Genomic DNA, 466 nt, shown 5'->3' on the forward strand with positions numbered 1-466 from the left:
GACTACTCGGGTATCTAATCCTGTTTGCTCCCCACGCTTTCGCACCTGAGCGTCAGTCTTTGTCCAGGGGGCCGCCTTCGCCACCGGTATTCCTCCAGATCTCTACGCATTTCACCGCTACACCTGGAATTCTACCCCCCTCTACAAGACTCTAGCTTGCCAGTTTCAAATGCAGTTCCCACGTTAAGCGCGGGGATTTCACATCTGACTTAACAAACCGCCTGCGTGCGCTTTACGCCCAGTAATTCCGATTAACGCTTGCACCCTCCGTATTACCGCGGCTGCTGGCACGAAGTTAGCCGGGGCTTCTTCTGCGGGTAACGTCAATTGCTGCGGTTATTAACCACAACACCTTCCTCCCCGCTGAAAGTACTTTACAACCCGAAGGCCTTCTTCATACACGCGGCATGGCTGCATCAGGCTTGCGCCCATTGTGCAATATTCCCCACTGCTGCACCCCGTAGGG

1 rRNA gene is annotated in these 466 nt (G+C 54.7%); it reads right to left on the reverse strand.

Annotated features, from left to right (window positions below):
• A 16S ribosomal RNA gene (locus KUA11_RS17105) occupies positions 1–466 on the reverse strand; the annotation flags it as partial.

Source organism: Acetobacter estunensis (genome assembly GCF_019083805.1).
GTDB lineage: Bacteria > Pseudomonadota > Alphaproteobacteria > Acetobacterales > Acetobacteraceae > Acetobacter > Acetobacter estunensis_A.